At 38.8% G+C, this 13,897-nt stretch carries 13 protein-coding genes; 9 read left to right on the top strand and 4 right to left on the bottom strand.

All coding sequences use genetic code 11. The features are described 5' to 3' along the window. Positions 1 to 87: 87 nt before the first annotated feature. Positions 88 to 771, bottom strand: coding sequence for a hypothetical protein (locus BM107_RS23080; protein WP_134203287.1), 684 nt, complete (start codon positions 769 to 771; stop codon positions 88 to 90). Between the two features lie 358 nt (positions 772 to 1,129). Between BM107_RS23080 and BM107_RS23085 the strand changes: the two genes are divergently transcribed. The 7 genes from BM107_RS23085 (at position 1,130) to BM107_RS23115 (ending at position 7,525) form a co-directional block, all read left to right on the top strand. Beyond that, positions 1,130 to 2,752 carry an ABC-F family ATP-binding cassette domain-containing protein gene (locus tag BM107_RS23085; protein WP_090987794.1) on the top strand — a complete coding sequence of 541 codons (1,623 nt, stop codon included), beginning with the start codon at positions 1,130 to 1,132 and terminating at the stop codon, positions 2,750 to 2,752. A gap of 65 nt (positions 2,753 to 2,817) precedes the next feature. Then, positions 2,818 to 3,474: a hypothetical protein gene (locus BM107_RS23090; RefSeq protein ID WP_090987797.1), complete on the top strand. Its 657-nt coding sequence runs from the start codon at positions 2,818 to 2,820 to the stop codon at positions 3,472 to 3,474. Between the two features lie 138 nt (positions 3,475 to 3,612). Next, positions 3,613 to 4,308, top strand: a complete 696-nt coding sequence (locus BM107_RS23095) for a DUF4397 domain-containing protein (protein ID WP_159435307.1) — start codon at positions 3,613 to 3,615, stop codon at positions 4,306 to 4,308. A gap of 121 nt (positions 4,309 to 4,429) precedes the next feature. Next, complete coding sequence (locus tag BM107_RS23100; protein ID WP_090504850.1) at positions 4,430 to 5,014, top strand: RNA polymerase sigma factor; 585 nt, start codon at positions 4,430 to 4,432, stop codon at positions 5,012 to 5,014. Next, positions 5,007 to 6,221, top strand: a complete 1,215-nt coding sequence (locus BM107_RS23105; protein WP_090987801.1) for an outer membrane beta-barrel protein — start codon at positions 5,007 to 5,009, stop codon at positions 6,219 to 6,221. Before BM107_RS23100 ends, BM107_RS23105 begins: the two co-directional genes overlap by 8 nt. Before the next feature lie 41 nt (positions 6,222 to 6,262). Next, a complete protein-coding gene (locus tag BM107_RS23110) occupies positions 6,263 to 6,892 on the top strand; it encodes a Uma2 family endonuclease (RefSeq protein WP_090987803.1) in 630 nt (209 codons plus the stop codon). A gap of 3 nt (positions 6,893 to 6,895) precedes the next feature. Further along, the gene (locus tag BM107_RS23115) at positions 6,896 to 7,525 is read left to right on the top strand and encodes a Uma2 family endonuclease (RefSeq protein ID WP_090987805.1); all 630 of its coding nucleotides are present in this window, start codon (positions 6,896 to 6,898) and stop codon (positions 7,523 to 7,525) included. Positions 7,526 to 7,608: 83 nt separating this feature from the next. Here the strand turns inward: BM107_RS23115 and BM107_RS23120 are convergent, their stop codons facing one another. Next, positions 7,609 to 8,115, bottom strand: a complete 507-nt coding sequence (locus BM107_RS23120; RefSeq protein ID WP_090987807.1) for an FKBP-type peptidyl-prolyl cis-trans isomerase — start codon at positions 8,113 to 8,115, stop codon at positions 7,609 to 7,611. Positions 8,116 to 8,125: 10 nt separating this feature from the next. Then, entirely contained in the window at positions 8,126 to 10,135 is a 2,010-nt protein-coding gene (locus BM107_RS23125; RefSeq protein ID WP_090987809.1) for a thioredoxin domain-containing protein, read from the bottom strand. A 127-nt stretch (positions 10,136 to 10,262) separates the two neighbouring features. Between BM107_RS23125 and BM107_RS23130 the strand changes: the two genes are divergently transcribed. Further along, the gene (locus tag BM107_RS23130; protein WP_090987811.1) at positions 10,263 to 10,670 is read left to right on the top strand and encodes a DUF1016 N-terminal domain-containing protein; all 408 of its coding nucleotides are present in this window, start codon (positions 10,263 to 10,265) and stop codon (positions 10,668 to 10,670) included. Next, positions 10,667 to 11,764, top strand: coding sequence for a mandelate racemase/muconate lactonizing enzyme family protein (locus BM107_RS23135; RefSeq protein ID WP_090987813.1), 1,098 nt, complete (start codon positions 10,667 to 10,669; stop codon positions 11,762 to 11,764). Before BM107_RS23130 ends, BM107_RS23135 begins: the two co-directional genes overlap by 4 nt. Positions 11,765 to 12,498: 734 nt before the next feature. Here BM107_RS23135 and BM107_RS23140 read toward each other — a convergent pair. Then, entirely contained in the window at positions 12,499 to 13,395 is an 897-nt protein-coding gene (locus BM107_RS23140) for a glycoside hydrolase family 25 protein (RefSeq protein ID WP_090987815.1), read from the bottom strand. Positions 13,396 to 13,897: the final 502 nt, after the last annotated feature.

The raw sequence follows: 13,897 nt of genomic DNA on the forward strand, positions 1-13,897 counted from the left end.
GATTAGCTTCGCTGAACACCTCGTGGTTCCCGCATGCGCAAGAATGACATATTCCCCACTTTAAAACAGCTTATTAAAAATAATAATTTAATGTTCCGGAACAAAAGTTTTATTCCCGAAAATATCGGTTTTAAAAACACCTACTTTTTTACCATTAACATCTTCTATAACCGTATTGCCGAATACATCTGCTTTGTATTTTGCCAACACATTTCCATGCTCGTCCTCAACAATGGTTTCTCCAAATAAATTCTTTTTCTGCTTTCCTATGGTTTTACCATTACCGTCTTCTATTATCATGTTCCCTGAGATATCAGTTTTATATACATTTATCTTCTCACCATGTTCATCTTCAATAATGGTATTACCAAAAATATCATTTTTTTCCCTGATCTTAACTTCTGTTTTCCCATCGCCCGGCACTAAACCATTTAATGGTTTTGGCACCAATCTCTCACCGATTTCAGTTTCCAAAATGGTATTGCCCGAAAAATCTTTCTTTTGTTTAGCCACGGTTTTCCCACCTTCATTTTCCAATACCGTATTGCCAAAGAAATCTTTTTTTTCCTTTGCAATGGTTTTACCATCTTTATCCACTATAATGGTATTGCCGAAAAAGTCTTTCTTCTGCTTACCTATGGTATGATCCCGCTCATCAACAAGTGTTGTATCTCCATAAAAGTCTACTTTATATTTATACCGGGAATTTTGGCCATAAGCCATGACGGACATGCTAGACATCATTATGCCTAATAGGGTTAACTTATTCATATTGACTTCATTTTGTGTGTATTGCTAAAATACTAAAATTAGCGCAAGAAAGACCGAACAAACATATATAATCTTCTCAATTGGAGGCTTTGCGATTTAAGCCATTGGCCAAAAGCTTCTACCCCTTTGTAAAATAAACCCGGTAGCAGCGAACACGGAGTGCAACGCAGTAAAGCGGATAACGGGACTGCTTCTGGCTACAAAGAACAGAACCCTTCGTTTCCTAAAAACAACATTCAAACCTTTAACTTTTCAACATTACAACATTCAACTTTACAACATTCGAACTTTACAACAAGCAAATGCCTTCCTACCCTCAACCTTTTTGCGTATCTTTGCGGCTTATTTCAATTATAGCATGATTTCAGTTTCTAATTTATCGTTACGGTACGGCAAACGCACATTATTTGAAGATGTTAACCTCAAATTTACCCAGGGCAACTGCTATGGCGTAATTGGGGCTAACGGTGCAGGTAAATCTACTTTCCTTAAAATTTTATCAGGAGAAGTGAGTCAAACCTCTGGTAGCGTAGCTTTTACCCCAGGCGAAAGAATGGCGGTTTTAAAACAAAATCACTACGAATTTGATGAGTTTTCGGTATTGGAAACCGTAATGATCGGTCATAAAGAACTTTATGCCATCATGAAAGAGAAAGATGCCATTTATATGAAAGAAGATTTTTCTGAAAAGGATGGCGAACGCGCCGGAGAGCTTGAAAATCTTTTTGCAGAAATGGATGGCTGGAACATGGAAAGCAACGCAGCAACCATGTTAAGCAATTTGGGCATTACCGAAGATAATCACTATAAATTGCTAAAGGAGCTGGATAACACACAAAAAGTAAGGGTGTTATTGGCACAGGCCCTGTTTGGTAATCCGGATATTTTGTTACTGGATGAGCCAACCAACGATTTGGACATCGAAACCATTGCCTGGTTGGAAAACTTCCTGGCAGATTACCAGAATATTGTATTGGTGGTATCGCACGACAGGCACTTTTTAGATGCGGTTTGTACGCACATTGTAGATATCGACTTTGCTAAGATGAGTATCTATACCGGTAACTATACTTTCTGGTACGAATCAAGTCAGCTGGCCCTAAAACAGCGCAGCGACCAGAACAAGAAAATGGAAGATAAGGTGAAGGAACTTCAGGAATTTATCCGCAGGTTCAGTGCCAACGCTTCTAAATCTAAACAGGCTACTTCCCGTAAGAAAGCTTTAGATAAGATTGATATCACCGAAATCAAAGCCTCGAGCAGAAAATATCCGGCCATTATATTCAACAATACCGGTCGTGAGGCTGGCGACCAGATTTTACAGGTAGAAAACCTTGGTAAAAGCGGAAATGACGGGATATTGTTCGATAAAGTTACCTTTATGGTAAACAAGGGCGATAAAATTGCTATTTTATCTCAAAACAGTTTAGCTACCGCCGCATTTTACGATGTTTTGACGGGTAGAGATACCGATCATAAAGGTGAATTTAAATGGGGCGTTACCATTAGCACTGCAGATATCCCAAATGATAATACTGAATATTTTGCTGGTAAAGACGAAAACCTGGTAGACTGGTTGCGTGAGTATTCCGGTACGGATGCAGATGAGCAATTTGTTCGCAGCTTTTTAGGCCGTATGTTATTCTCGGGCGAGGAAGTATTGAAAAACGTTAAAGTATTATCAGGAGGTGAGAAAATGCGTTGTATGTTTTCGAGAATGATGTTGCAACAGGCCAACTTACTGATGTTTGATGAGCCGACCAACCACCTGGATTTAGAATCGATTGAGGCCTTAAACAATGGTATGAAAGATTTTAAGGGAACCATATTATTTACCTCACGAGATCACCAGTTGACAGAAACTGTTGCCAACAGGATCATCGAAATTACACCAAAAGGTACTATTGATAAGTTAATGACTTACGATGAATACATTAACAATGCGGACGTTGCGAAACTCCGCGAAGAAATGTACTCGTAAATAAAACGAAAAAGAGTTTTGAAATGATATCAAAACTCTTTTTCTTTATATAACCAATTTAAATTATGAAAACGCTTCTCTCCGTCCTTCTCTATTTCATTTCTTTTACTGTTGTAGCCCAAAAAACAGACTCTACACACACGCATTACCGCTATGTACGCGGAGGTTTTATTGAGCATTCTACCGAGTTAAAATCACAAAGGGGAATCAAGAATGGCATAGCGACCATACTTGCAGGTAAAAAGAAGTTTGCCACAGGCATGTATAAAAATAATGAACGAATAGGTCGCTGGCATTTTTTTTGTCCGTTAGACACACTTCAACAGATATATAATTATTCAACTAAAAAGTTAGAATACAACGCACCAATTAAAGAGGTAACATACGAAATCGATTCGCTAAAAGATGGCGATAAAGTTACTTATCCGGCAAAAATTGGTGGGTATTTATATGGAATATACTTTCTAACAAAGCGCTTTCGTATTCCAAATGACTTAAAATATATTAGGGGATCTCACCAATTAAACTACATCTTTACTGTTAGCGATAGCGGTCAGCTACTTAATTATGAAGTAAAGATTATTTCTCCATCCTTCAACAAAACTGAAATTATTAACCTTGCTAAGTTTCATCCCGATGATCTTGCTTTCGTGCCTGCCAAAGTGAATGGTAGAGCGGTAAAAAGCAAATTAATTGTTAACGGTGATGTAACCGTCGATTAAGTCAAAATTCTTTCGCAAACCCAATATTTATAAAAAAATAATTTTAACTGTAGCGTTTTCATTCCCTTAATCGTTTTACAAGAAAAAGCGTTAATGGCCATTAACCAATTTTGTTCAGAAATTGATTTAAACATTAAAATGAAAACGGATTTAAAAAATTTTAGCACTGCTACAAAAATTATACTCTCTCTCCTTGCGATTACTTTAACGATAACAGCCTGCAAGAAGGATTTTAACAACGATCCGATAGAAGCTGCCGGTATTGGCTTTGTGCATGCATCGCCGGGAACGGGTGCACTTGATTTTATTTTGGATAACCAAAAAATAAACAGCTTTACTTATACAAAAGATCTTGGTTACTATGCGGCTTATCCAGGCATCAGGTTAGTGGGGGTTGCCAAAAAGGATACCTTAAAATATTTAACTACCGCGAATGCAACCTTAAAATCGGGATCATTTTATTCGGTCTTCGTAGTGGATACTTTAAAATCAACCAAACTTTTAATCCTTGAGGATGATTTGAAAGCACCTGAAACCGATAAGGCCAAAGTTCGTTTTGTAAACTTAAGCCCTGGGTCTGCGCCATTTGATTTAGCCATTGCCGGTACAGATGCACCATTGTTTACGGCAAAAGCATTTAAAGAGTTTACCACTTTTAGCAACATTGCACCTAATGACAGTTATACTTTTCAATTGAAACAAGGTGGAGCGGTTAAAGTTAGCTTGCCGGCGGTTAAAATCGAAAAAGGTAAAATTTATACCATATGGGCTAAAGGCTTATCGAGCAAAACTGATAGCACGGGCGTTGGCTTATCAGTGATGACAAACAAATAAAAATATTCACTCTACCTGTGAAAACGAAAATGAACACCACTCAAAAATTGGGTGGTGTTATTTTCTTAAATTTGCCATCAGTTAACCATGATAAACCTTTTATAAATAGTCCCTTACAACGGTGATCAAAAAAATACTCAGTTTTGAGGAAATTTTAAAAGGCTGTGTAAAAAACGACAATAGCTGTAAAGAAATGATGTATAAATCATTTTATGGCTATTTAATGGGCATAATTTTAAGGTATACCAAAAACCCTTCGGATAGTGAAGAGCTTGTAAATGACAGTTTTATCAAGATTTTCAAACACGTTGGTGGCTTCAAGGCGCCAAAAAATCCGGAAGAATTACAAAGATCGTTTAAAGGATGGATTGCGCAAATTGCTTCGCGGACAGCGATAGATAAGATCCGAAGTACCAAAGTCCAGTTTTATGTTGATGATCTAGCAGAAAGTGAACATCCGGTTACACAGGTATCTGTTGCCTCTGAATTACACGTTAACGATATTTTAAATTTACTAAATCACTTACCAGATACGCAGAGACTGGTATTTAACTTATATGAAATTGAAGGCTTCGCTCATGATGAGATTTCGAAGATGTTAAACATTCCTGAAAGTTCCAGTCGTGTTTACCTTACCCGTTCTAAAAATAAGTTACGTACCCTTTACCTAAATACCATGGTCAACTCATACGAAAAAAATGGATAAGGAATTAATTGAGCAGATCACCGCGCAACTCCAAAACCATGAGGAAGCTTATTCTAATGGTGCATGGGAGCGCTTTTCGGAGAAAGAAAAAAAGAAAAGAGGCATCGCTTTCTGGCCTTTATGGGCTGCTGCTGCCCTGATTTTTATTGTTGCAGGTGTATTTTTTACATTAAACAACACGGCTCAAAAACAAATGGTTGTCATCACTAAGCCTAAAGTTAAAAGCGATGCTGCTGATGGCGGGCATACCGACACTCATTCTAAAAATGATTTGGCGCAGTTAAATAACAATACTAATCCCTCAACCAATTTAATAACTGGTCGCCCCATTCAAACTTCATCAATTGCAAAACCTTCAACAGAACAGCAAAACAATTATTCGCTTTTAAATGCATCTGAAACGTTAGATCAAGTTAATCATAACCTTTTGGAGAATAAACTATCTGCGATAAATCTTTCAGGTTTAAAATCAAAACCATTTGAAATCTTAACGGAAAAGAAAACACAACCCATCGGTACGCCAACAGATTTTGAAAAACTACTGGCTCATGATAGTTATGTAAACCAACAAAAACCTGCCGATAAATCGGGTGGTAACTCCAAATGGCAACCAGATGTATACGTTGCCCCGGCTATGGGTAACGACAATAAAGTAACCATGAATTATGGGTTTTCTTTATCGTATGCCATCGCCAATAAATTATCAATAAGTTCTGGAGTATCTTATGCTTCGATCAGCACCACAGAATCATTAAATGCCACTGCGCCACAAACCTTATCAGGTAAAAATTTAGCTTCGGTTGATGCCAAAGTGCGTGGAATTAATGTGCCTTTAGAATTAAAATACAACATCAGTGATAAACTTTATACCAATGTTGGAGTTTCTGCCCTTGCCGTGTTAAATAACTCGCAGCAAAATAGTTATATAGTCAATCAGGTTCAAAGTTTTTCTGCTCCCGCGGTAAATGGTTACGCAGATTCTAAAACCATGATTGTACAAGAAAAAAAGGTCGAGCCGCAACCCGAAGCGAATATCGATCCTGATAAATACATCGGATTTTATAATTTCTCTTTAGGTTATAAGCAGAAAATCTCGAAAAAGAATAATATTGCTATTGAGCCCTTTTTGAGGTTGCCCATGAAAACTTTCTCAAAAGAAAACCTTAACCTGACGAATGGTGGATTGCGGTTAAAAATCGATTTCTAAAAAACTAAGATATTTAGTATATTTGGTTAAACGCCTTATATATGAAAAACATCAAATCCTACCCCACAGAAGAAGAACTACCTCCGATTAAAACCCTTAACGAGATAGATTTTTCTGCTATTTATAGCTATGCAGATTATATGCGTTTCGAATTTGAAGAGCGCCTAGAAATTATCAAAGGTTACATTTTCCGGATGAGCCCTGCCCCTTCCAGGATGCATCAAAAAATATCCGGAAGGATTTTCAATCCTATTTACAATGCGTTAAATGGTCATCAATGCGAAGTTTATTCAGCACCTTTTGATGTTCGTTTAGCCAAAAAAACGCAGGATGATAAAGAAGTTTTTACCGTAGTGCAACCTGATCTAGTGGTGATTTGCGATTTAACTAAATTAGATGAACGTGGCTGCATTGGCGCTCCGGATATCGTGGTCGAGATTTTATCGCCTGGAAATAATAAAAAAGAACTAATCAATAAATACGAGGTTTACGAAGAGGCTGGCGTAAAAGAATATTGGATTGTAAGTCCTACACATAGAACATTTTTCAGGTATATCCTCGATGAAAACGGCAAATTTAAGCCTACAAAAATGCTTACCGAGGGTGAAGAGGTGACTACCAAGATTATACCTGGCTTTAAACTGGTACTGGATGAGGTATTTAGAGATTAATGTATGAAAAATATTAAACCTTACCTAACTGAAGACGAACAACCTGCGTACAAAACACTTAATGAGGTTGATTTTTCTGCTTTGTACAGTTATGCAGATTATATGCGCTTCGAATTTGAAGAGCGGCTGGAACTTATTAAAGGACACTTATTTAAAATGAGCCCTGCCCCCTCTCGAATTCACCAGGGTATTTCAGGCAACATTTTCGTTCCAATATATAATGCGCTCAAAGGGAAATCCTGCCGTGTTTATTCAGCACCTTTTGATGTGCGTTTAGCCAAGAAAATGCAGGATGACAAAGAAATTTTCACCGTAGTGCAACCTGATATCGTGGTGGTTTGTGATCCGGCTAAATTAGATCAGCGTGGCTGTATTGGTGCACCAGACATTGTGGTCGAGATTTTATCGCCCGGGAATAATAAAAAGGAACTGATCAACAAATATGAGGTTTACGAAGAAGCCGGGGTAAAAGAATACTGGATTGTAAGTCCTACGCACAAAACGTTTTTCAGGTATATTTTGGATGAAAACGGCAAGTTTCAGCCTACAAAAATGCTTACCGAGGGTGAAGAGGTGACCACATCCATTATACCCGGCCTTAAACTCGTTTTGGAAGAGGTCTTTCAGGATTAAAAATGGCTATTCATGAAAGAAGTCGAGTTTAAACGGCAAAGCTGCTATTTAAAACTCGACTTCTTTAAAATCGTTTATATTAACTAGTGACCTGAATGTCCATCCGCACCATGTGCATGGCCATGAGCCAACTCATCTTGCGTAGCTTCACGTACGTTTAAAATCACACCGCTAAACATTAAATTTTTACCAGCCATTGGGTGGTTTAAATCTACAGAGATCGTTTCGTCGTGTACAGCAGTAACACCTGCTCTAAATTGGTTACCATTGTTATCCTGCAATGGAATCACATCACCAACATTTGGTAATTCGCCACCAGCTTCGGTAAACATGGTTTTTGGCAGATCGGCAAAAGCACCCGGATCAATATCACCATAACCATCTGCTGCAGATAGTTCAAATGAATATTCATCACCAGTTTTTAAACCAGTTAAATGCTCTTCAAATTTAGGCAACATCATGCCAACGCCATATAAAAATACTAAAGGATTTTGTTCGTCAGCTTTTTCTACAAAAACTTGTTGTCCTTCTTCGTTAGTAGTATGTAATTCGTAAGTTAACGCTACTACAGAGTTTGGTGAAATATTCATTTAAATTTATTTATTGTACATACAATAATGCTTCCTCAACAGTGTTAACCGGCAACTGGCATACTTTATTTCGGCAAATATAAACTTTTGTTTCATTGCTTTGCTTACCTTTTAACAGTGGCAAGTTACTTTTTGTTCCACCCAATGTAATTTTATTTGGAATATAATGCCCGCTCAATTCCAATTTAACCGCTTCGGTTTCCAATCCGGTAATGGCAATTTCGTTTATGCCATAAATTTCATTCAATAACTGATTGGCCCAGTTGGAGTAAGCAGAGCCATAGGTTTTAATCTTCGGCTGAACTGCAGCAAGCATTGCCGAAGCTTTTTCTGCATAAGCTTCTATATCAAAAAGGAGCCCTAATTTCTTTAAATTCTGTGCCATGGCAGAGTTCGAAGCAGGGATTACATTATCCATTACCTCATGTTTACGGGCAATTAAATCTTCGCTTTCTGCAGAGGTATAGAAAAACATCGGCGACTCCGGATCTGTAAAATTAGCCATCACATAATCCGTCAATGCTTTTGCGTCTTCCAACCATTTTTCATCAAAATCAGCTTCGTAAAGGGCAATCAGTGCTTCGATAAAAAAGGCATAATCATCCAGGAAACCTGTAATAGAAGCCTTTCCGTTTTTATAGTTACGGTATAAACCGCCATTCTCTGATTTTAAATGCTTTAAAATAAAGCTGGCGGCAGTTGAGGCCTTTTCATAATAAGCCTGATGATTCAATACTGCTGCTGCGTCAGCCAAGGCTTTAATCATCATGCCATTCCAGGCGGTTAAACATTTATCATCCAATCCCGGCCTGATTCTTTTATTGCGGACAGCCAATAATTTTTCCTTAGCTGAATTTACTTTATCGTATAATACCTCCGCAGAAATATCAAATTGAGCAAGCAGATCGTCATCGCTGACGGTTTTGCGTAAAATATTGGTCTGTTCCTCTTCCCAGTTACCTTCTTCGGTAATATTATAATAAGCACCGATCAATTGAGCATCTGCTCCCAATACCTGGTCAAATTCTGCTTTATCCCAAACATAAAACTTGCCCTCAACACCTTCGCTATCTGCATCCAGTGCGGAGTAAAATAAGCCATCGGTAGAAGTCATTTCATCAAACACCCAATTAATGGTTTCTACAACAGTCTGTTTAAAAGAATCGAATTTGGTGCATTGGTAAGCTTCGGCATATAAACTGATCAACTGTGCATTATCATAAAGCATCTTCTCGAAATGCGGCACATGCCATTTATCATCAACCGAATAGCGGGCAAAGCCACCCCCAATCTGATCATAAATTCCTCCCCTGCTCATTTCTTCGAGCGTATGGCAAACTGCTGTAAAAACAGATTCATCATCTTTTAAAAAGCCATAACGCAATAAAAACACCCAGTTATTGGGCAAAGGGAATTTGGGTGCGCGGTTATAACCGCCATAAGCTATATCAAAATGTCGTTTCCAGGGATCAATAATTTCAGTTAAATGCGCCTGGGTATATTCTTCTGTAGTTACCGCAGCAATGATCTTTTCGCTGTCTTTAATGCCCGAAGTTAAGCGCTCAGCATATTGAATAGCTTTATCGGGTTCGTTAGCCCAAAGCGCAGCCACATTTTCAAGAATATTAATCCAATCGTTTTTACGGAAATAAGTTCCACCATAAATGGGGCGCTGATCGGGCAAACATATACAGTTTAAAGGCCAGCCGCCGCTACCAGTCATGAGTTGGATGGCGTACATATAAATCTGGTCAATATCCGGGCGTTCCTCCCTGTCAACTTTAATGCACACAAAATGCCTGTTCATTACTTCGGCTACCTCATGGTTTTCGAAACTTTCGCGCTCCATTACATGGCACCAATGGCAGGCAGAATAACCAATACTCACCAAAATCAGTTTGTTTTCGGCTTTGGCTTTTTCTAATGCCTCCGCTCCCCATTCGTACCAATCAACCGGGTTGTGCGCATGTTGAAGCAAATAAGGTGAGGAAGCGTTGATTAAATTATTGGTATCTGACATGACAGGTTATGTAAAATGTAAGAAGGAAAATGGAATTTATTTCGAGGCGTAAATCTATTAATAATCTACAAACCTGTTCCTATTTAGTTTTTGTTTTTATACTTTAGTTGGAAATCTATCTGGAGGAATGGAATTGAGCAAAAATGATTTATTTAATGCCATAAAAGAGATCATTAATCAATCTCGCTTAAAAGTATTCCGTGAAGCAAATTCGGCATTACTCGAATCTTATTGGCAAATCGGAAAGCTTATTATTGAAGATGAGCAGCAGGGAAAATTACGTGCAGATTATGGGAAAGCAACATTAAAAAATCTTTCAAACCAATTAACATTGGAGTTTGGGAAAGGTTTTGATTATACTAATCTAACAAATATTAGGAAGTTTTACCTTGCCTTTCCAATTCTTGACGCAATGCGTCAAGAATTGAGTTGGACACATTATCGGCTTTTATCCCATTTCGCAAACCCTATACACTCAACCTTCCACCCTATACCTTATACCTTACACCTTCAATCCTCAACCTCAAACCCATGAAAATCACCCATACCGAAATATACCGCTTCAGCATCCCCATGGAGCCTTTTGTTATCGCCACCGGAACCATGCATTTCGCACAGAATGTTCTGATCCGCATTTTTACTGATACGGGCATCCATGGCATTGGCGAATGTTCTGCTTTCCCGATGATTGTAGGCGAAACGCAGGAAACCTGCATTGCCATGGCAAAGGATTTCGCAGCTATTTTAAAAGGCAAAGATCCTTTGGAAATTCCAGAACGGATGAACGATTTATTGGATTATGCAGATCATAACGCCACTATAAAAAGTGCTTTCGATATGGCATTATTTGATATAGCAGCCAAAAATGCAAACTTACCGCTGTATAAATTTCTTGGCGGAACTAAACGCACTATAGAAACCGACATGACCATTGGCATCGATACACCAGAGGGAATGGCTGCAACTGCGTTGAAATATAAAAGTCAGGGTTGCCGGATTCTAAAAATCAAGCTCGGTAAAAAAGTACATGATGATATAGAGAGGGTAAAACAGATCCGAGAAGCCGTGGGCGAAGATTTGATTTTACGCCTGGATGCCAATCAGGGCTGGAGTTTTGATGATGCCTTATTTGCTTTGGGCGAATTGGAAAAATACAACATAGAATTCTGCGAACAGCCCATGCGCACCTGGTATGATGATCAACTCCCCGAGCTGAATGTAAATTCGCCAATTAAATTAATGGCCGATGAAAGCTGCTATAACCATCACGATGCCCGAAAACTGATCAATAGCCAGTCTACCACTTACTTAAACATTAAATTTTCAAAATCAGGCGGCATTTTAGAAGCCCAGAAAATACATGAAGAAGCCTTAAAACATGGCGTTAAGTGTATGATTGGCAGTATGCTCGAAAGCCGGATTGCATTAAGCGCCAACCTGCATTTTGCCTACGCCAGCCCGAATGTAGAGTTTTTCGATTTAGATACCGCATTATTGGGCCACCTGGCTGATCCTGTTGTTGGCGGACTAACCTACAACGGCTATTTTCTTGATGTTCCGGAAGAAATCGGTATCGGTGCAGAGGCTGATGAATTTTTTCTGGAGAAATGTGAAAGCTGGCGGGTGTAGTTTGGAGCTGGGTGTTTGGAGTTTGGAGTCGATTATCCGGTTTAAACAATAATCTCGGAAATTAACACCTATTTACTATGAATTAACTGCAGTATTGCAGCGCTCAAACAGATTGATTATCCGAAAGCTCCCAGGTGTGTGTAAATATGTTCTAGAAGTATTTTTAGGCATCATGGTAGCTTGCTTTAATAATAATGAGGTTTTACCGATTACGTCCGTTAATCGCAATCCAGATGAAAAATCGGGACTTGCCTGGATTGACGAAGTGCTTTAGACACTCTGGAGCGAGAGAATGTGAAGTATTATTGAGTACAGCTAAAAGCATTCACAATAAATCTTAGGCGCTTTGCCAACTTCCTTTCACCACCCCAAAACCTTAACCCAAGTAAGCCCGTCAATCCCAAGGGCCGGCCCAATCAAAAAAACAGGTGCATACCAAAACAACTAGCATTACCAAACCTTAAACGCAGTGAGTTTTGTGCTTCATGTTTGCAAAAGCCTTTCACTAACCCCTAACGAACAAAACAAAGTGCCGCTGTTTTTTTGATGTGCTAGGACTATGAGCAAAAGGCCCATTGCTGGATTGACGAAGCGCTTTGGGTACTTTGGCGCGACAAAGTACCATGCCCCGCGGCATAGAGCGAAAAAATCAATATTTATTCATGCTAAGTAATGCACTAATAAACTCGGGATACACGAATGCGCCAATGACAAATCAACTAATGACCAATAAACTAACGAACCAACAACCTATCCAACGCCAAACTATCACCATTAAAAGCATTAAAATCAACCACATGGCCAATACCATTAATTTTCGCTTTATCAGAATGCTGCCAGAATTTCCAGCGACTCTTATCCATCCTTAATTTTGGCTGATAATAATGAGCAATCCACAAGGGATAATCATCAAAATGATCAACCAGATAATCTTCATAAAATTTAAGCCCGGTGTAAATAATCGGTCTTACTTTGGTTTTCACTTCAACATAGTTGAGAAAATCAGACAGCTCAGCCCTCATTTTCAATGGTGAAACGCCATCTAAAGATTCAATATCCACAACAGGTGGCAAATCGCCTTTCTCTATATTCACCACCTGTAAGAAAAATTTGGCCTGCGTTTTACCGTCCTTTTTTGGTCTGAAAAAATGATAGGCCCCACAAATAATTCCTGCTTTTGGCGCTTCACGCCAGTTGCGCTGAAAATAGGGATCGACCATCACTAATCCTTCTGTGGCTTTGATAAAGGCAAAACGAATACTCACTTCATCCTCTTTCATTTCCTTTACTTTTTGCCAGTTTATTTTACCCTGGTAGTAAGAAACATCAATGCCGTGAACGGTATATTTTTTAGGGATTCTGATGTTAAAACTTTCGTATGTTCGGCAATTCGGGTCTTGTCCCCAATCTTTAACCCAGCGCCAGGTAGCCACAAAACTTCTTAATACATAGCCGTAATAAAATGGCGAGAGTAAAACCAACAATAAACCTGCAATAACCAACTTCAGCTGAACCGAAATGCCACCTTTCTTTTTTCTACCTGCTGTGGTTTTTCGGGTTGCAGGTTTCCTAACGACAGGTTTCCTGGTAACCGGTTTTTTGTTTATTGGTGTTCTTTTCTCTGGCGGCATAGGTATTTAATGCTGCTAAGTTGAGGAAAATGTATGGAAATAAAAAAGCGGGTTCGCGGGAAAATCTTTAATTGTCATTTCTGAACGCAGTGAAGAACCCGTAGGCTCTGCGAAGCAAATCTTTCAATAAAAACATCCTTTGTAGCTCAGGATAACATAAAATAATGAGGCAAGCCCGAGCGAAGGGAAAAACCTACATTGTCATTCTGAACGCGGTGAAGAATCTTTCAATCAAAAGATCCTTCGTACCTACCATTGACGTTATTTTGTAATCACCTATTAATGAGCAGAATGCGACATCATGCATTTCCGTATAGCTAGGCCATAGCACCGTATCACCGTTCTACTTAAAACCGGCCTAATAAATTTTTCGGACTGCACTGTTCTAACCATAGCACTGGCTTTGAAAGAAAAATTTTCAGCCGGCATTTTTTGTTACTTTTTGATGCCAAAAAGTAAGAGCCCTTCGGCGGCGGTGAGCCGAGGCAAGAATTGTGCGAAG

Origin of the sequence: Pedobacter suwonensis, assembly GCF_900111825.1 — a bacterium.
Lineage (GTDB): Bacteria > Bacteroidota > Bacteroidia > Sphingobacteriales > Sphingobacteriaceae > Pedobacter > Pedobacter suwonensis.